The following is a 17134-nucleotide window of genomic DNA, read 5'->3' on the forward strand; positions in this document are numbered from 1 at the left end:
CCGCCCCCCCCCCCCCCACCCCCCGCCCCCCCCCCACCCCCCCCCCCCCCCCCCCCCCCCCCCCCCCCCCCGCCCCCCCCGCCCCCCCCCCCCGCCCGGGGGGGGGGGGCCCGTATCTGGGTTTAATGAACTGGGACGAAGAAGTTATTTGTTTTTATGATAAACACAATAACAATGCTATTTATGGATACGCTGGTGGGCCATTTTCGCCCAGCAGCTTAAGCATTAGCAGTGAAACCAGTGCTGAATCAATCACTACTGCATGTCAGCGCTATGAAAACCAGCATTGGATACTTGACGACACCCAAACGCTTCATAAAGGGCTTAGCATAGAAGCGCTTATTGCTAAACGCCAAGCACAGGTACAATCACGCCTGATCTGAGGGCCATGTATAGCCCGCAACGCCAAGTAATTATTAGCCAAGCTGCAGAAGATCTTGCAAGGCGACTATCATCAACATGCCCACAGTGCCAAAACCCTAACTTTGTTGCTAAACAAGTTACAAAAGGCTTGCCCTGTGAGCTATGTAATATGCCAACAGAACAAATGAAATCAACTACTTCAGTGTGTGATAGTTGCGGCTTTAGCCACATTGAAACGAATAAAAAACGCGTTGCTGATGCAACGTATTGCCAGTTTTGTAATCCTTAAGAGTTATTATGACATCATTACAACCTACTCAATTATTGAATACTGAAGAGCGTATTAACCAAGCCGTGGCACTATTAAAAGCGGGCGAATGCGTTGCCTTACCCACAGAAACTGTATATGGCCTTGCTGCCGATGCTTGCGCAGAAAATTCCACACGATTTTGGGAGCTCGTGAGGTAATCTTTTTTGATGTTTTTCCACTCGTAAACCAAAAGCACGCCTAATAAAATTAAGCCACCCAACAGCAAAAAACAGAAGAGTTTCCATAAATTATTTTTTATTAGTGCCATCTAATTCTCACAACCCCGCCACAACCTGTTTGGTAGTGTGTTATGTATTTGGGCTCTTAAATGCACTTTATGGCTAGCTTGGTTTTTTCAAGCAATTTTATTGCAAAATTAAGAAAACACACACAAATAAACACCTTTAATTAACAATAAAAGTAACATTAATTAACGACCGGCAAGCTCGATAAAAGCATTATTGTTATTGCTAAGCTAAGGCTTCGTTGTATCCTTGCATTTAATAAACGATATTATTAAGCGACCATTGTAGTTTATTTATTAAATATAATATTAATTTAAAACAATAGCTTTAGTTGTAAAATGTAATTTAAACCAGCCCATGTATGAAGTCGCTTTGTTTAGTCATAATTTTGCAATAATGATCGGTAATAATAGCTGTATTATTAATCAAAAATAGCATTTGAAGCCCCTCATGAGCGAATCTATAGTGCAACTTACTTTTGCACTTCCGTCATTTGAAGATCCTATGTCTGCGGCAATGAGCCACAGCATGGAATTTGAAACGCTATCGCAGGATGCTAACAGTCAGCATCAAATCACACTGCAATGCGTTTTACCTGAGGCTGCTCATGAAAGTGATATTATTTCACTAAGCGCAACTGAGCCAAATGCACGAGCGGCTCAATACTACACAGAAAAAACACTCAATTTATCTGATTTAGAACAAGGGCGAGTCAACCTGACTTTGAGTCAAATATCACATAGTCATGATTTTGTGATGCAAATGATTTTGCATGGTAAGCACGGCACGTTAAAAAATAGTTTGCAGTTTGATATGCATATTAACCAATTTGGTAGTGGTTATACTGCACCTGCAACTTATATAGCGCCGCCTAAGCCGCATCGGGTACGCCAGTATTTCGCCAATATGGGAACGGCTTTACTTTCGCTTTTTTAGTTATTGGCGCACACTTTTCCATTGATTTTTTATTACTCAATCAGCAAAGCTCACTTTACCCATAGTGATATCTAAAATCCCTTGGTTGTTATTGTTTAAGCTTTGACGTTGCCCAGCCAAACATTCATTTGCCAAAATAGCAAACAGCACGGACTCTTTGGCATCAGGATTTACGCCTAAACTCTCGGTGTTTTTAAACGCCTTAATGTTTGGGCAGTGCATCAATAATTGCTCCATTAATAATGGATTATGAATACCTCCACCACTGGCATACACTACACAGTCTTGAGTATGTTGAGCACAGTCATTTAATGCCTTAGCAATCGTAGTGGCAGAAAGGGCATTTAAAGTCGCTAAAACATCTTCGTGGTTTAGTCTTTGTGTCGTTGAATGCATTTGTGCCTCCCGTAAATAAGCTAAATTAAACACCTCCGGTCCGGTTGTTTTAGGCAGAGGTAATTTAAAAAACGCGTTATCGGTAAGCGCAGTAAGAAGCTTTGTATTCACTTTACCAGCTTTGGCAAGTTTAGCTCCCTCATCATAATGGAGCCCTTTAAAATAATGCTGTACATAAGCATCCATAATAGTATTGCCAGGGCCAATGTCAGAGCTAAAGACCGCTCCAGTATCGCCGTTTTTAGGTAAAAATGTTAAATTAGCAATGCCACCCATGTTTAATAAAATGCGGTTTTCGTCAGGGCTGGCAAAAAATAAATAATCGCCATACACGGCCAGCGGCGCACCTTCTCCACCAGCGGCAATATGCTTTTGCCTAAAATCGCCAACAGTGGTAATGCCTGTAGTAACGGCTATTTGGTCACTATCACCTATTTGCAAGGTGCCATGTTTAAAGTCATGGTGGTTATGTTGGGATTGCGGGCAGTGATAAATAGTTTGCCCGTGGCTTGCTATGGCATCAATACTCGCAGGGTCAATACCCCATGCAATTAAACACTGATTAACCATAGCACCATGGAGTTTTCCTACCCAAGGGTGTAACAAAGTTAGCACTTCTAAATCGCATTCGCGCTTGGCAAATACCTGCTTTATTTTAGTTTTATACTCGTCGCTGTATTCAACCGTAGTAAAATTTTTAACCTCTATTTGTGTATGCAAACCTGCACCGGTTATTTTACATAGCGCCACATCTAAACCATCTAAAGAGGTGCCACTCATTAAACCAATAATTAAACGACTGGGCTTTTTAGCGCTGTTATAAAGGGCGGCAATGTGTGGGTGCATAGTGACTCTGTGTAGGTACTTTTTATTATATTTTAAAAGAGTTTAAAGCAAAGTTATAGCTGTATACACTTTAATTTTAAAAAGATAGTTTCATTGTTTAAACGCCTAAAGCTTGCTAGGTTATTGGTTGATAATAATAAACTTATTTACCATATGATGATTTTACGTGAGTTCAAGCAACACGATACCTTTCAAATAGTAACCATTTTGAACGATCAACAAGTAGCTCGCTATTTGTCCTCTAAAATTCCATTTCCTTATACTCAAGCAGATGCAAACTGGTGGGTAAACGAAGGAGCAAAATGTGGCATCATTAAAGCTATTGAAGTTGATGGCCTATGTGTTGGTTGTATTGGTGCTATCCCTGGTGAGTTTGAGTATAGCCGCAGTGGCGAAATAGGTTATTGGCTTAGTCAGCAATATTGGGGGCAAGGTATTATTACCCAAGCCATAGAGTTGATTACTAAAGAAGTGTTTGAAAGTACTAACTTAAACCGTATTCATGCGGCTGTATTTGCTGGTAATGTTGGCTCAATGAGCGCGTTGCTTAAAAGTGGCTTTAATAACGAAGCTATTTTAAAGAAAGCAATTTATAAAAATGGTCACTATTTAGATAGCCATGTATTTAGTGTGCTAAAACAGAGTAATTGTTCTAATTAAATTCTTTCGACGGTTGAATTAACCACCTCTCGCCCAAAGCTCGTGTATCAAGGTACAAATCTTTTCTACCTATCCGCGCATTATTGTTGAGCAATGTATAGTTTTAAAGCTTAAACATTCGGTATATAGGTCGTTTTTTCACTCTATCATGGAGATTTTTATGTCCACAACCAGTCGTCAATTTACTTTAGCATCACGCCCACATGGCGCTCCTACCAATGAAAATTTTGAACTTAAAAACGTAGAGTTACCATCATTAAAAGATGGTGAAGTATTGCTGCGTACTATTTATTTATCACTAGACCCTTATATGCGTGGCCGCATGAGCGATGCTAAATCGTATGCCGACCCTGTAGAAATTGGTGATGTAATGGTTGGTGCAACGGTTTGCCAAGTCGAATCATCTAAAAATGATAAGTTTAGCGAAGGCGAATGGGTATTAGCATATACAGGCTGGCAAACTTACGCTATCTCAAATGGCGAGGGCTTAATGTCATTAGGTAAAGAGCCAACAAATCCGTCATACGCACTTGGTATTATGGGTATGCCTGGCTTTACCGCCTACATGGGATTACTAGATATTGGCGCACCTAAAGCGGGTGAAACCGTTGTTGTTGCAGCAGCTACAGGCCCAGTAGGCGCAACGGTTGGTCAAATAGCTAAAATTAAAGGCTGTAAAGTAGTAGGCGTTGCCGGAGGCAGCGAAAAATGTGCACATGCTGTTGAAAATCTAGGCTTTGATGCATGTATTGACCATAAAGCAGATGACTTTGCCGAGCAGTTAGAAAAAGCATGTGAGCAAGGCATTGATGTTTATTATGAAAATGTGGGCGGAAAAGTGTTTGATGCCGTATTACCTTTGCTTAATACCTCAGCACGCGTGCCTATCTGTGGTTTGGTATCGCAATATAATGCCACCAGCTTGCCTGAAGGCCCAGATAGATTAGGTATGTTAATGGGACAATTGTTAACTAAGCGTATTAAAATGCAGGGCTTTATAATTTTTGATGACTATGGCGATCGTTATGACGAATTTGCACAAGACATGCAAAAGTGGCTACAAGACGGAAAAATTCAATACCGCGAACATCTGGTAGAAGGCATTGAAAACACCATCAGTGCATTTAACGACATGATCAGTGGGAAGAACTTTGGTAAAACCGTAGTAAAGATTAACAGCCCACTATAATAACATTCAGGCTGTGTTGTAATTCAACACAGCTCAATAAGGAAGAAAATGATTAAACTACACCATTTAAATAAATCTCGCTCTAAACGTATTATTTGGTTACTAGAAGAGCTTGAGGTCGATTACGAAATTGTTGCTTACCAACGTAACACTGAGACTTTTTTAGCCCCTGATGAGCTTAAAAATGTGCATCCGCTGGGTAAATCGCCAGTTATAGAAGATGATGGCTTAGTGATTGCCGAGTCTGGCGCTATCACAGATTACCTGATCACTAAATATGGCAAAGGTAAATTTGCCCCAAAAGCAGGCACCCCTGATTACGTTGACTACCAGCAATGGCTACATTTTGCAGAAAGCTCAGCAATTTTACCGCTTTTACTCAAAATGTTTGTGCAAAAAGATGGTGCTAAAACCCAGTTTTTAGAGGGCTATGCTGATGCAGAAACCGCTAAAGTGATTAGCTATTTTAACAGCCGTCTTGAAGGCAAGCGTTATTTAGTGGGCGATACTCTCACTGGTGCCGATTTTATGATGTCGTTTATTGTTGAAATCGTTAAAAATGCAGGCCAGTTAGAGCACTTTAAAAACCTGGTTAAATACGATGAGCAATTACAATCTCATGAAAAATTTCATACCGCTAACGAGTTAGAAGCCAAGTACGACTAACTTACCTTTCGCTTTGATTGTGGTTTCACAGTCAAAGCGATACCCGCTTTTCTACTCAGGTCTATCAAGATAAATTTGTTTAAAATCATTAAAATGTGCTTCAAAAAGTGCAACTAAGTTTGGATCAAAATGATTACCTGCACCTTTAATTATTTCCGCTTTTGCGTCATCCATACTCCAAGGCTCTTTATAACAACGGCGACAACATAACGCATCAAACACATCAGCAATCGCAGTAATTCGTCCCTCTAAACTGATTTCTTGCTGTTTTTTTGCGTGCGGATAACCGGCTCCATCCCAACGCTCGTGATGATCAATCGCAATGTTTGCAGCCATATCAATAACAGGATTAGCTGTCCCTTTGAGAATTTCCCAGCCCTTAGTGGTATGCTGTTTCATAATTTCCCACTCGTCAGCATCTAATTTTGCCGGCTTGTTTAAAATGAGATCTGGTACACCTACCTTTCCTACATCATGTAATTGCGCAGCTAGACTAATTTTATCGCAGTACGCTTGATTTTGATTATGCAGCTGCGCGAGTAATTTTGCATATAAGCCAACCCTAATTACGTGAGATCCCGTTTCCTTGGAGCGCGACTCCATGGCACCTCCCATCAGTGAGATAGCCAGCTGCTGGGTTTCTTCAATTGAATTAGCTAATAATAAACTTTCAAATGTGAGAACAACATTGCCCAAAAACAAGTCAACAAGCTGTTGCGCTTCTTTTTTAACCGGTTGCAACGATTGAAATGCGAGTATTGAATCTAGACCTTTTTGTGAATGATGAAAATAAACATAATGATCTTCTGCAATAAAATTCTGCTTGGTTTGTTTCGCCCTTAAAAAGTACTCTTGATGCTTTTTCGGAATACTATCAATACCACTTCCCGTGAACAGATGTATACCTGAGACTTCCCCTTCAATCTTATTTTATGTTGCAGTTTTTTAATATTAATAACGCTAGGGGCATTGGCATTAAAACTGCCTTTTTCAACCTATGAGCCTATTTCATGGATACAAAGTGCGTTTACGGCAACCTCTGCGGTGACTGTAACTGGACTGGATGTAGTGGATACCGGTTCAGTGTTTACCCCTTTTGGACAAGGCGTTATTGCGTTATTAATTCAACTGGGTAATAAAGTTGGCTTTATTCAAAAAACAGTCACCAAAGCTGCTTTTAATCAAACAGATACATCTACGTTGGTCAATACCGCTAAGTCTGTTTTGCTGTTTGCACTAATCGTAGAATCCATCAGCGTTGTTATTTTAACGCTGTATTGGCTACCTGAAATGGGTTTACAAAAAAGCTTTTTTCATGCTCTTTTTTATACCATTAGCGCTTTTAACAATGCAGGGTTTGCATTGAGTCCTAACAGCTTAATGCAGTATGTTGAAGACCCCGTTGTGAATTTAACTATTACCGGTTTGTTTATTATTGGTGGCCTTGGCTTTACCGTATTAATGGATTTATATAAATCAAAGCGTTGGGCAAAGCTCAGTCCCTACAGTAAATTAATGTTGATCAGCACAGTTATTATTAACGTTATTGCATTATTGCTTATTTACGTAATTGAATACGATAATCCAAAAACACTGCAGCCGTTATCTGAAATAGGTAAATGGCTAGCAGCTTGGTTTCAAGCCGTTACCCCTCGTACTGCGGGGTTTAATACCATTGCTATTGAAGAATTAAAAAATGCCAGCACCGCTTTAACTATAATGCTTATGTTTATTGGTGGCGGGTCTTTGAGTACTGCAAGTGGCATAAAGGTCGTTACGTTTATCGTTTTAATATTAGCAACCTATAGCTACTTAAGGCGTGACAAGGGCGTCACCGTGTTACGCCGAGAAATAGACAAAGAATCTGTGTATAAAGCATTAGCTTTAACCATTATTTCAGCGGGAGTCACTTGGTTAGCTATTTTTACCTTACTAGTCGTCGAAGATGCGCCTTTTTTAGATATTGCTTTTGAAGCGGTATCGGCACTGGGAACGGTAGGGCTTTCACGTGGTTTAACATCCTCGCTATCACCACTGGGAGAGTTTATTATTATGTTTTTAATGTTCATGGGCAGAATAGGTCCGCTCACTATCGCCTATTTTTTAGCAAGTCCACGCACTAAAAAGCTAAGATACCCAAGCGCGCAACTCTCTATTGGTTAAAAACACAAATGCGGGTTTATTAGTTAGTCCGTATTTTTAAATACCGGCTATTTCGCGCTCTGTAATACACTCATTTGAGGCCATTTCGAACTCGCGACACGTAAGTGGGCGGTTTTCGTAAATAGTACACATGAGGGTATTTCTATCAAGTGCTTGGCACCAGCCATCGTCTGCGCGTTTCATTACTTCGCTGCCCCATTTGTCGTAATCAATGTACTGAAAAGGCACGCCCGTGTCGGTCACTATGCGCACTTCTAATTGGCAGCAACATGCCTGGCAATTAGCGCAGGTTACGGGCTCAGGTGTAGAGGGAATAGTTTTACTTGGAATAACAGTATTAGGCATAGTGACTTACTTTTTTGAATAAGCCACTAGGATACAGTAACTAATTTAACGCGCTAGTAGTTTTGCTTTTATATCGCTGTAACGCATCTGCTCGCAAAGCGCAAAACCACTCAGTTGGCGCACTTTATTACGTGCAAATAATGGCACACTCATGCCCGCTAAAAAGCGGCACTGGGTTTCAATACCTACATTGTGAATGCCTTTTGTTGCCATATGCGCTAAAAGCTCATCCACTTTTTGAAAAACAACGTCATCGGCAATGTGAGCAGGCTCTATTGAATACTCAAGTTTTACAGCATTACCACGGCATACACTGCAATGCCCGCATTGCGCTGGCGCATTTTGGTCGTCAAAATAGCGCGCCAAGTTATAGCTTAAGCAACTTTGTAGCTCAAAAAAGCGTACCAATGCAGCTATACGTTTTATTTCCGCTTGCTCTTTATCAGTAAAATAATCGTGTAACTGCTGGGCAAGTGCAGGATTATTAATCACCTCGCTATGCACTTTGTACACGTGAGTAATACGTTTGGTTTCAAGCGTGATAAGGTTTTTTTCAGCCAAATAGTCAAGCGCGGCTACCACACGTTTACGGTCAACCTGCGCGGCTTGTGTTAGGGAGTCAAAATTAAGTGTGCCCCATATTTTTTTAAAGTCGGTATGACTAAATATTTGTGTTAAAAAAGCTTGGCGCTGCTCATCAAACTGGCTAAGTAACTCATTTTTATCAACCAAAAATTTATACTTAAAATCGGCATAATAAGCATACTGCGGGGTTAGTGCGCCTTGCATTTCAAGCTGTACCAGCAAGGTTTTAAGGGCAAGTTGGCGAATATTACTCTCGCTTGAAAGGCTATATTCTTGCATTTCCCATTGCTGTTGAGCTTGGCGAATATCGTTAATAACATATTCAATACCGCTGAGCTCTGGAGTATCGCCGTAAATAAAGTTTTCTACTGTATTTAAGCCATCTAAATTAGCCAGGGTATAACAATTTGATGGGTTGCCGTCACGCCCTGCGCGGCCAATTTCTTGGCTGTAGTTTTCTATTGATTTAGGTAAATCGTAGTGAATAACAAAGCGTATGTCTGATTTATCAACCCCCATACCAAAGGCAATGGTAGCAACCACAACATTTATTTTGCCTGCCATAAAATCGTCTTGAATTTGCCCGCGTAGGGTGTCTTCAAGCCCTGCATGATACGCCACTGCTTGCAGGCCCTGCGCGCTTAACATATTGGCCACTTGCTCAGCACTTTGCTGCAGCGTGACATACACAATACCGGGGCCGGTTTGCGCACGGACAATTTTAGTAAGCTCATTGTTTTTATCCGCCGTTTTAACACTCAGCACATTTAAATCTAAATTAGCGCGATAAAACCCCGTTTGCACAATACATTGTGGCTCAATAGCAAAGCGCTCGGCCATATCGCGTTTTACTTTTTTAGTGGCGGTAGCGGTTAATAGTAGCACTAACGGAATATTTAGCTCTTCACGGTAACGAGGTAGTTTTAAGTAATCGGGTCTAAAGTTATGCCCCCATTCAGATATACAATGCGCTTCGTCAACAACCAACATAGAAAGCGCCACTTGGCTTATAAACTCCCTAAAGCGTTCGTTTTTAAAGCGCTCAACCGACACCATTAACACTTTAACTTTACCACTTCGTACGTCGTTCATTACAGTGCTACTTTGCATTTGGTCTTGGCTTGAGTCGAGGCTGGCGGCATAGATGCCTTTGCTATTTAAAAAGCTAATTTGATCTTTCATCAAGGCCAATAACGGCGATACCACCAGCGTTAAATGCGGTAAATGTAACGCGGTGAGTTGATAGCACAACGACTTACCCGATCCTGTAGGAAATATTGCCAGTGATGATTGGCCATTTAGCAGCTGCTCTATGGTTTGTTGTTGCCCTGCTCTAAACTGATTAAAACCAAAATGTTGCTCAAGAGACTGAACTAGCGAGGTACTCATAAAAGCGTCCTTTTTATGTCGGTGCCCATAAATGCTGTAAATGCGCAGTAGATGAAATATTTGCATATCAGTATACATCAAATGACGTGATTTATTGCTGACATATCCTTTAATTAGGCGCACACTATAGCCCCATAAAAACGTGCTTTGCCAAAATAATTTTTTGATACCCAAGTCATTTTAAAAATCAACGTACAGAAATTGCTTCGGTATATTATTTTTAAGGGCATAGTCATGGATATAACCATACCAAAAATCGTCATCATCGGCGGTGGCGCTGGTGGGCTGGAGCTAGCAACTCAATTAGGGCACAAACTAGGAAAGAAACAACACGCAAATATATTACTCATCGATAAAAATCGCACTCATATATGGAAACCGTTATTGCACGAGGTTGCAACTGGCTCTATTGATGCCGATTTAGATGGGGTTGTTTACTCCGCGCATGCTGCCAAACACCACTATAACTTTCAACTTGGTACCTTTTGCAACCTCGATAACAACAATAAAACCATTACCTTAAGCCCTCTATATGACGAGTTAGGGCATCAAATTTTACCTAAACGCACCGTTCACTATGATCATTTAGTTATTGCTATTGGCAGTGTGAGTAACGACTTTAATACGCCAGGCATTAAAGAGCATTGTTTTTACCTAGATTCAAATCAACAAGCCGAGCGCTTTCAACACGCGCTGCTGGATAACTTTACTCGCCTTCATCAAGACGATGACCCATTACACTCATTAAACATCGCCATTGTTGGCGGTGGAGCAACTGGGGTTGAGCTCTCGGCTGAGCTGTATCATGTTTCTGATTTACTAAGAATATACGGTTTAACCAATATGTCGGCTAAGCGTTTACATATTCATCTGATTGAAGCGGGCCCCAGGATTCTTCCGGCGCTGTCTGAGCGAATTGCCAGTTCGGCCAAGCGTGAGTTATTAAGATTAGGCGTCACCGTTCGGGAAAATACCCAAGTTAAACAAGCAACCGAACATGGCTTTATCACCAATGATGATGAGCAAATAAACGCGGATATTATGGTATGGGCGGCGGGCGTAAAAGCACCTGACTTTATTAAAGAGCTGGGTATTTTTGAGCTGACTCGTAATAACCAAATAAAAGTAAACGAGTACTTACAAAGTCATCTTGACCCACAAATATATGTGCTCGGTGATTGCTGCGCGTTTACCCAAGATGATGGTACGCAAGTGCCGCCACGCGCACAATCGGCACATCAAATGGCACAATGCGTTGAAAAAAACTTAATCGCCACATTACGTGAGCAGCCCCTTAAAAAATTCGAGTATAACGACCATGGCTCACTGGTTAATTTATCGCGCTACAGCACAGTAGGCAGCTTAATGGGTAACCTAACCAGTAATAGCTTTTTTATTGAAGGTAAAATTGCCCGCTTTATGTATATTTCATTATATAGAATGCATCAGCGCGCTATTCATGGCAGTGCCAAAACCTTTGCTTTGTGGATCAGCGAAAAAGTGCTGCGTGTTGTGCGTCCTAAAATGAAGCTGCACTAGCCAAAATTAAAGACAGTGGTAATTTAAGTTACCACTGTCTTTAATTTTTAATATTAGCTATATAAAGTACACAAAAATTTTAAGGAAACAGGCTATGTCGGATAAAACGCTTATTTTTAATTTTGACGGTACCGGCAGTGAACCCCGAGACGCAGATCAGTTTAGTACAGAGCATTTTAAAGAAGACGCCAGTATTTCTAATATTTTAAAACTACACTTATTGCTCGGTGGTAAACTTGATGATTCTCCCACCACCCCATTTTCCAAACAGTTAAGTTTTTATTACCAAGGCATAGGCACTAAAGGCAGTCGTTTAAAACGAATTTTAAATCAAGCACTCGCCCCACGTTCAGACGATGTAGCCAGCATTTTAAATCAAGCTATTAATGATTTTAAACAGTATTACCAAAGCGGCGATACCCTCCTACTTACCGGCTTTAGCAGAGGCGCTGCATTAGCACGGCGATTTGCAAAGTGCTTAGAGCCACTCATACATGAAAAGGTGTATTTATGTGTGTTTGATACAGTGGCCTCGATTGGCATGTCAAAGGTGAGTAAAGCCACTTGGGGTGCAGAGCATGTTATTTTTGAAAATCACACCATTGCCAGTAATGTCTCTGAGGCGCTGCACTGTGTAGCGCTTGATGAAAAACGTCGCGCCTTTGAACCGACGTTAATGAACCAGCAAGCTAACATTACCGAGCTGTGGTTTGCAGGAGCCCATTCCGATGTGGGAGGCGGCTACTATCGCGATGGACTTGCCGATATTTGCTTGCGTTATGCACTTGAGTGGCTCATTGCTCAGCCACTGTCAGTTTCATTGCTAACCAGTCATGACATCGATTACGAAAACCTTTTACCTGAGAGTAACTTGGTTGCCCAAGACGATGTGACTGTTATTCCCGATCCACTGGCGTTAAGTCATCAGCAAAATTACTTTTGGTTAAACCCATTTTTTAAACTTGTTGATAGGCAGTGCTGTGTATTAATTGACGATGAAATCAGCCACGTCGCCCCATTAATACATCACAGTGTTGCACAGCGAATTAATAAACTAACCAGCTATCGTCCCGAATCGTTAAAAAACTTACATTATAAAATGATTTACAGCGACGACAGCACGTTAAACTTTATGGGACTCAGTGCCCATATAATGCTAGCCAACCAAAATATGAGTTTACTTAGCATAAACCAAAGCCAAGATGTGATGGTATATGCCAGTGAAGCCTACAACGCCACCGGCTTAATGCTTGCCCAAGGTGCGACCTATCGCTTTACTCCTTATCCTAATCAATATTGGTATGACGATGGTATAAAGTGCTCTCCTTCTGGGTGGCATCGCGATAACGTGCAACTCGGCGTTAAAGAAATCCCCATGACATTACTTGAGCCATTTAGACGTTTAGCTACAGCGCAATGGTTTAGTTTAATCGGCACGATTGGTCAAAGCGATGACCATGCATTTGAAATTGCCGAAGGCGTTGAAATAACCATTAAAAAATCGGGAGAGTTTTGCCCATTTGCTAATGATTTAAGTCGTTTTTATGGTGCAAATGCCGGTAGGATAAAACTTAAAGTAACGCGATTAAGCTGATAAATAGCCCAAATAATCAGTGCACTTTATACTGCAAAGTGCACTGAGCTAGGGATAGCTGGTGGAGGTTATTGCTTTTTCATTTTATGGCCTTTCACGGCATAAAATAATATGAATAGATAACAAGGTAACAACACCGAGTAGCCTGTTTGTAACGAGGTAAAGCCACTCAGTAGCCCCCATAAAACGGGACCAAATGCACCTCCGGCAATCCCCATAACTAAAAGCGCAGAACCAGTACTAGTAAGTTTACCCAACCCTGATAATGCTAGTGGGAACACCGCAGGCCAAACAATGGCATTTGCTAAGCCTAAAAAGGCAATCAGCAGTAAAACATCAGGCAAATTAGCGCCGCCTAAAGGCACCAATAACGCATTGGCAATAACAAACGACTGTGCATCGAGCTGTAAAATACATAATATAATAACAATCCCTAATACAGCCGATGCGGTTAAAGCGCTCTGCTGAGAAATAAATTTAGGGATAAGTAAAATACCTAAAATATAACCAAACACCATAAACATCATAGTGTATGAGGTCATTACCCCATATTTTTCGACTCCCAGCGATAGTGCAAAAGTACCTATGGTATCGCCTGCAATAACCTCTACCGCAACATATAAAAAGATAGCAATAGCACCTAACACTAAGTTTGGATGAGAGAGTGTTTCACGAATTTCACCCTTATCGTTTATTGCGTCAACTTCATCATTGATAAGTTCAGGTAGCGGCGACTTTTTAACCGCAAAAGCTAATACACCAATGAATAGCGCCATGCCTAAGTAAGGTAAAATAAGGCCATTTGCCATATCATCAACTTGCTGTTGGCTAAGCTCTGTACCTACCGTACCGGTAAAGTTACTTAAAATTAAGGCGGTAAATACCATCGGCGAGATAACTCCTGCGCCTTTATTTAAAATCCCCATAATACTAATACGTACAGCCGCCGATTCTTCTGGCCCTAAACGCACTACATACGGGTTAACCGCAGTTTGTAATAGAGTTTGACCTGCCCCCATCACTAACTGGGCTAATAAAAACAGAGGAAAAAACTGTGACATAGCAGCAGGGATAAACAGTAAACCCGCTAACATCATACACCCCATGCCAAGCGCCATCCCGTTCTTATAGCCAACTTTTTAATTAACACGGCCGAGGGAAGCGCAGTAAAGGTGACGGCAATATAAAAGGAAAATAAAATTAACGACCCTTGAAACGGAGTTAACTGTTAAATTTGACTTAAATACGGCATTAATGAGCCATTTAGCCAAGTAGCAAAGCCCAGTATAAAAAATAATACCGCAACAATGGCCATTGGAACCACGCTACTATTTTTGGACGTATCCATAACATTGGTTGTCATGTTATTTTCCTTTATTTATATTTATTATGTTGTTAACAAACCTGAGCGCCGCCAATCCACGTGCTAATGACTTGTTGTTGTGTGTTTAATTGTACAAAATCTGCTGGACTGCCCGGTATTAATCGCCCGTGTGTGGCGGGCAACTGTAAATACTGAGCAGGATATAAACTTGCCATATTAAGCGCTTGCGCTAATGGCTGCTTTAAATGGGTTACTGTATTTCTTACTGCGGTTGCCATATCAAGCGCAGATCCTGCCAGCTCACCCGTGGTAGAGGTGAGCTTACCATTATCTAAGGTGACGGTACGGTCAAAAAAAGCAAATTCGGTGTCATTCGTACCCACTGGTGGCATCGCATCAGTGACTAAAAAAACACGACCCATTGGCTTTGCTTTTAACGCAAGCTGACATGCAGCGTAATCAACATTATGCCCATCAACAATTAGGCCGCAATAGGTGTCATCGTTTAATAATGCACAGCCTACAACACCTGGCTCACGCCCCTGTAATGGCGACATAGCATTATATAAATGCGTAAATCCGGTTGCGCCAGCACCAACCGCGCGCTGAGCTTGAGCAAAGCTTGCATTGGTATGACCTAAACAAACGTGTATGCCTACCTCACGCATTTTAGCGATATCACTTGGCAGAACATTTTCAGGTGCAACTGTTACCACCACTTTACCTAAATCTTGGCGAGATAATACCTGCCATTCTTGTTCAGAAATAGGGCGAATATAATCAGCACTATGAGCGCCTTTTTTTGCAACAGATAAGTGCGGGCCTTCAAAGTGAATACCAATAATACCGGGAGTCTGCAAAGCAATAGCATCAGCAATGACATCGGCTGCTTGGTGCATCACTTCAACCGTGTCAGTAATTAAAGTCGGCAACATGGCAGTTGTGCCATACTTGGCATGTGCCAGCAGCATTTGTTTAACCAACACACCTCTAAACTGGTAATGCGGCGCATCAATAACTTCTCCCACAGGTAATATATTACTGTTAACCAGATATAAGCTCGCTAAACTTTGCAAAGCATAAAAAATGCCCGCTTCATCAGCGGCATTAATCACAATTTCATCAGCTTTAATCGCTAACTTATAGCTGCCTTCAAATTCATCATTTTTAGTTACTGTATTAAGTGTGACCTTAATGGCCGCTGCATCATCGCTTATATTAATACCTAGATGAAATAGCCGCCGGTGCGTTATTTGCAGCCAGATTAATGAACATTGATATACCCAGTGAACTTTCTATAACAGGGTTTGAGGATAGTCCATTCTCGCGTCAAACCTGGCCAAAACTCACCACCGCTCATCAGCCTAATAATAAAATTGCCGAAGATGCGGCCAGCTTGTTAATAGCACAAATTCGTAATGGCAATGACCGCGATATTATAAAACTATACACTCCTGAGCTCGTCTTAAGAGACTCTACCGCACGTCCTAGTTAGCTTTTATTAGGTTAACCATATAATTTACTTCTGCGCTGTAACAAACGTTCAGCGCAGTGTTGTATTAAAAGCGGCCTAATTTTTGAATGAATCTTCTGTATTACTGAGCTTATTAACAAATAAACGACTTTTAGTGTAAATTTTACACTTAGGGCCTGTTGACCTTTCAAGGTTACATAACTCAGTTCAACTCTCTAATACCGATTCACTTAATTAAGTATTATTGCAAATTGGTATAAATATACAGGAGTAAATTATGGCCAAGTCAGCCCAATTGTATAGAATGGCAACCGATGAACATATTTGCCCATTTGGTTTAAAATCTAAAGATTTGCTTGAACGTCAAGGCTTTGAAGTAGACGATCACTTACTCACCTCAAGAGCGCAAACCGATGCGTTTAAACAACAACACGACGTAGAAACAACACCACAAACGTTTATAGATGATAAGCGCATCGGTGGCTACGACGAACTTAGAAGTTTCTTTAATAAACCGCCTGCCGGTCAGCAAGGTACAACCTATACCCCTGTTATAGCGATTTTTGCGGTTACCTTGTTGCTAAGTTTAGCCTTTTCGTTAAGTGGTGCAGGGCTAAGCGTGTATACGCTTGAGCTTTTTGTAGCATTAACAATGGCCGTACTAGCCATACAAAAGCTGCAAGATTTAACCAGCTTCTCAAACTCGTTTATCACTTACGACTTATTCGCCATGAAAGTGATCCCTTACGCTTACGTATATCCATTTTTAGAAGTCTTTGTAGGTATAGGTATGATTGCAGCACTACCCGCTTCTATGGTTGCCCCTGTCTCCCTATTTATAGGTAGTATTGGCGCAGTCTCTGTTATTAAAGCTGTATACATAGACAAGCGAGCACTAAAATGCGCCTGTGTTGGCGGCGACAGCAATGTACCGCTTGGCTTTATTTCATTAACCGAAAACCTATTTATGATAGCAGCCGGTCTATGGATGCTAGTCAAATAATAAAAAGATGCGGTAAGTTAAAACTTACCGCGTCCTTCATATTTTGATATCGGGCTACGAGCTGCGGGAGGCGCTGCGCTAAAAGTGCAGGTTCTGGGTTTTAGGTT

General features: G+C 41.2%; 16 protein-coding genes and 2 pseudogenes. 12 read left to right on the top strand and 6 right to left on the bottom strand.

Annotated elements, in window-relative coordinates; all coding sequences use genetic code 11:
- Positions 1-125: 125 nt before the first annotated feature.
- From CWC14_RS19820 to CWC14_RS16940, 4 genes are all read left to right on the top strand, one after another.
- A complete protein-coding gene (locus tag CWC14_RS19820) occupies positions 126-383 on the top strand; it encodes a hypothetical protein (RefSeq protein WP_249928770.1) in 258 nt (85 codons plus the stop codon).
- A gap of 5 nt (positions 384-388) precedes the next feature.
- A complete protein-coding gene (locus tag CWC14_RS19825) occupies positions 389-652 on the top strand; it encodes a DUF6671 family protein (protein WP_249928771.1) in 264 nt (87 codons plus the stop codon).
- Positions 653-660: 8 nt separating this feature from the next.
- On the top strand, positions 661-831 hold the full coding sequence (locus tag CWC14_RS16935) for a Sua5/YciO/YrdC/YwlC family protein (protein WP_249928772.1): 171 nt from the start codon (positions 661-663) through the stop codon (positions 829-831).
- A 537-nt stretch (positions 832-1368) separates the two neighbouring features.
- Positions 1369-1854: a hypothetical protein gene (locus CWC14_RS16940; RefSeq protein ID WP_076922967.1), complete on the top strand. Its 486-nt coding sequence runs from the start codon at positions 1369-1371 to the stop codon at positions 1852-1854.
- A gap of 36 nt (positions 1855-1890) precedes the next feature.
- Here CWC14_RS16940 and CWC14_RS16945 read toward each other — a convergent pair whose 3' ends face one another.
- Positions 1891-3096: an anhydro-N-acetylmuramic acid kinase gene (locus CWC14_RS16945; RefSeq protein ID WP_138564055.1), complete on the bottom strand. Its 1206-nt coding sequence runs from the start codon at positions 3094-3096 to the stop codon at positions 1891-1893.
- Positions 3097-3249: 153 nt separating this feature from the next.
- On the opposite strand from CWC14_RS16945, the gene CWC14_RS16950 reads away from it, so the two are divergent.
- From CWC14_RS16950 to CWC14_RS16960, 3 genes are all read left to right on the top strand, one after another.
- Complete coding sequence (locus CWC14_RS16950) at positions 3250-3756, top strand: GNAT family N-acetyltransferase (RefSeq protein WP_138564067.1); 507 nt, start codon at positions 3250-3252, stop codon at positions 3754-3756.
- 160 nt (positions 3757-3916) lie between these two features.
- Positions 3917-4945 carry an NADPH-dependent curcumin/dihydrocurcumin reductase gene (gene curA, locus CWC14_RS16955; RefSeq protein ID WP_138564057.1) on the top strand — a complete coding sequence of 343 codons (1029 nt, stop codon included), beginning with the start codon at positions 3917-3919 and terminating at the stop codon, positions 4943-4945.
- A gap of 48 nt (positions 4946-4993) precedes the next feature.
- Complete coding sequence (locus tag CWC14_RS16960; RefSeq protein ID WP_028834283.1) at positions 4994-5611, top strand: glutathione S-transferase family protein; 618 nt, start codon at positions 4994-4996, stop codon at positions 5609-5611.
- 51 nt (positions 5612-5662) lie between these two features.
- Here the strand turns inward: CWC14_RS16960 and CWC14_RS16965 are convergent, their stop codons facing one another.
- On the bottom strand, positions 5663-6535 hold the full coding sequence (locus tag CWC14_RS16965; protein ID WP_349654511.1) for an HD domain-containing phosphohydrolase: 873 nt from the start codon (positions 6533-6535) through the stop codon (positions 5663-5665).
- Between the two features lie 3 nt (positions 6536-6538).
- On the opposite strand from CWC14_RS16965, the gene CWC14_RS16970 reads away from it, so the two are divergent.
- On the top strand, positions 6539-7774 hold the full coding sequence (locus CWC14_RS16970; RefSeq protein ID WP_138564059.1) for a TrkH family potassium uptake protein: 1236 nt from the start codon (positions 6539-6541) through the stop codon (positions 7772-7774).
- A 36-nt stretch (positions 7775-7810) separates the two neighbouring features.
- Here CWC14_RS16970 and CWC14_RS16975 read toward each other — a convergent pair whose 3' ends face one another.
- Both CWC14_RS16975 and CWC14_RS16980 read right to left on the bottom strand, forming a co-directional pair.
- Complete coding sequence (locus CWC14_RS16975) at positions 7811-8119, bottom strand: YkgJ family cysteine cluster protein (RefSeq protein WP_024032949.1); 309 nt, start codon at positions 8117-8119, stop codon at positions 7811-7813.
- Positions 8120-8164: 45 nt separating this feature from the next.
- The gene (locus tag CWC14_RS16980) at positions 8165-10093 is read right to left on the bottom strand and encodes a RecQ family ATP-dependent DNA helicase (RefSeq protein ID WP_138564061.1); all 1929 of its coding nucleotides are present in this window, start codon (positions 10091-10093) and stop codon (positions 8165-8167) included.
- A 234-nt stretch (positions 10094-10327) separates the two neighbouring features.
- On the opposite strand from CWC14_RS16980, the gene CWC14_RS16985 reads away from it, so the two are divergent.
- Together CWC14_RS16985 and CWC14_RS16990 are read left to right on the top strand one after the other, a co-directional pair.
- Positions 10328-11632, top strand: a complete 1305-nt coding sequence (locus CWC14_RS16985; protein ID WP_076922971.1) for an NAD(P)/FAD-dependent oxidoreductase — start codon at positions 10328-10330, stop codon at positions 11630-11632.
- A 94-nt stretch (positions 11633-11726) separates the two neighbouring features.
- On the top strand, positions 11727-13226 hold the full coding sequence (locus tag CWC14_RS16990) for a phospholipase effector Tle1 domain-containing protein (protein WP_076922972.1): 1500 nt from the start codon (positions 11727-11729) through the stop codon (positions 13224-13226).
- A 68-nt stretch (positions 13227-13294) separates the two neighbouring features.
- Here CWC14_RS16990 and nagP read toward each other — a convergent pair.
- Both nagP and nagA read right to left on the bottom strand, forming a co-directional pair.
- Positions 13295-14589, bottom strand: a pseudogene (nagP, locus tag CWC14_RS16995) (N-acetylglucosamine MFS transporter NagP).
- 32 nt (positions 14590-14621) lie between these two features.
- Positions 14622-15815 carry an N-acetylglucosamine-6-phosphate deacetylase gene (gene nagA / locus CWC14_RS17000; RefSeq protein WP_349654512.1) on the bottom strand — a complete coding sequence of 398 codons (1194 nt, stop codon included), beginning with the start codon at positions 15813-15815 and terminating at the stop codon, positions 14622-14624.
- On the opposite strand from nagA, the pseudogene CWC14_RS17005 reads away from it, so the two are divergent.
- Positions 15779-16045 (top strand): annotated as a pseudogene (locus CWC14_RS17005) (substrate-binding domain-containing protein); the annotation flags it as partial. The gene nagA and the pseudogene CWC14_RS17005 sit on opposite strands and share 37 nt — an antisense overlap.
- A 256-nt stretch (positions 16046-16301) precedes the next feature.
- Positions 16302-17027: a MauE/DoxX family redox-associated membrane protein gene (locus tag CWC14_RS17010; protein ID WP_138564065.1), complete on the top strand. Its 726-nt coding sequence runs from the start codon at positions 16302-16304 to the stop codon at positions 17025-17027.
- The last annotated feature ends 107 nt before the right edge of the window (positions 17028-17134 follow it).

Origin of the sequence: Pseudoalteromonas sp. S3260 (genome assembly GCF_005886925.1) — a bacterium.
Lineage (GTDB): Bacteria > Pseudomonadota > Gammaproteobacteria > Enterobacterales > Alteromonadaceae > Pseudoalteromonas > Pseudoalteromonas tetraodonis.

Excerpts from the sequence above, each read along its gene's own strand:
- CWC14_RS16990 (WP_076922972.1), top strand. The coding sequence starts at position 11,727 with ATGTCGGATAAAACGCTTATTTTTAATTTTGACGGTACCGGCAGTGAA.
- CWC14_RS16980 (WP_138564061.1), bottom strand. The coding sequence starts at position 10,093 with ATGAGTACCTCGCTAGTTCAGTCTCTTGAGCAACATTTTGGTTTTAAT.
- CWC14_RS16975 (WP_024032949.1), bottom strand. The coding sequence starts at position 8,119 with ATGCCTAATACTGTTATTCCAAGTAAAACTATTCCCTCTACACCTGAG.
- CWC14_RS16935 (WP_249928772.1), top strand. The coding sequence starts at position 661 with ATGACATCATTACAACCTACTCAATTATTGAATACTGAAGAGCGTATT.
- CWC14_RS16985 (WP_076922971.1), top strand. The coding sequence starts at position 10,328 with ATGGATATAACCATACCAAAAATCGTCATCATCGGCGGTGGCGCTGGT.
- CWC14_RS19820 (WP_249928770.1), top strand. The coding sequence starts at position 126 with ATGAACTGGGACGAAGAAGTTATTTGTTTTTATGATAAACACAATAAC.
- CWC14_RS16945 (WP_138564055.1), bottom strand. The coding sequence starts at position 3,096 with ATGCACCCACACATTGCCGCCCTTTATAACAGCGCTAAAAAGCCCAGT.
- CWC14_RS16940 (WP_076922967.1), top strand. The coding sequence starts at position 1,369 with ATGAGCGAATCTATAGTGCAACTTACTTTTGCACTTCCGTCATTTGAA.
- CWC14_RS19825 (WP_249928771.1), top strand. The coding sequence starts at position 389 with ATGTATAGCCCGCAACGCCAAGTAATTATTAGCCAAGCTGCAGAAGAT.
- curA (WP_138564057.1), top strand. The coding sequence starts at position 3,917 with ATGTCCACAACCAGTCGTCAATTTACTTTAGCATCACGCCCACATGGC.
- CWC14_RS16950 (WP_138564067.1), top strand. The coding sequence starts at position 3,250 with ATGATGATTTTACGTGAGTTCAAGCAACACGATACCTTTCAAATAGTA.
- CWC14_RS17010 (WP_138564065.1), top strand. The coding sequence starts at position 16,302 with ATGGCCAAGTCAGCCCAATTGTATAGAATGGCAACCGATGAACATATT.
- CWC14_RS16960 (WP_028834283.1), top strand. The coding sequence starts at position 4,994 with ATGATTAAACTACACCATTTAAATAAATCTCGCTCTAAACGTATTATT.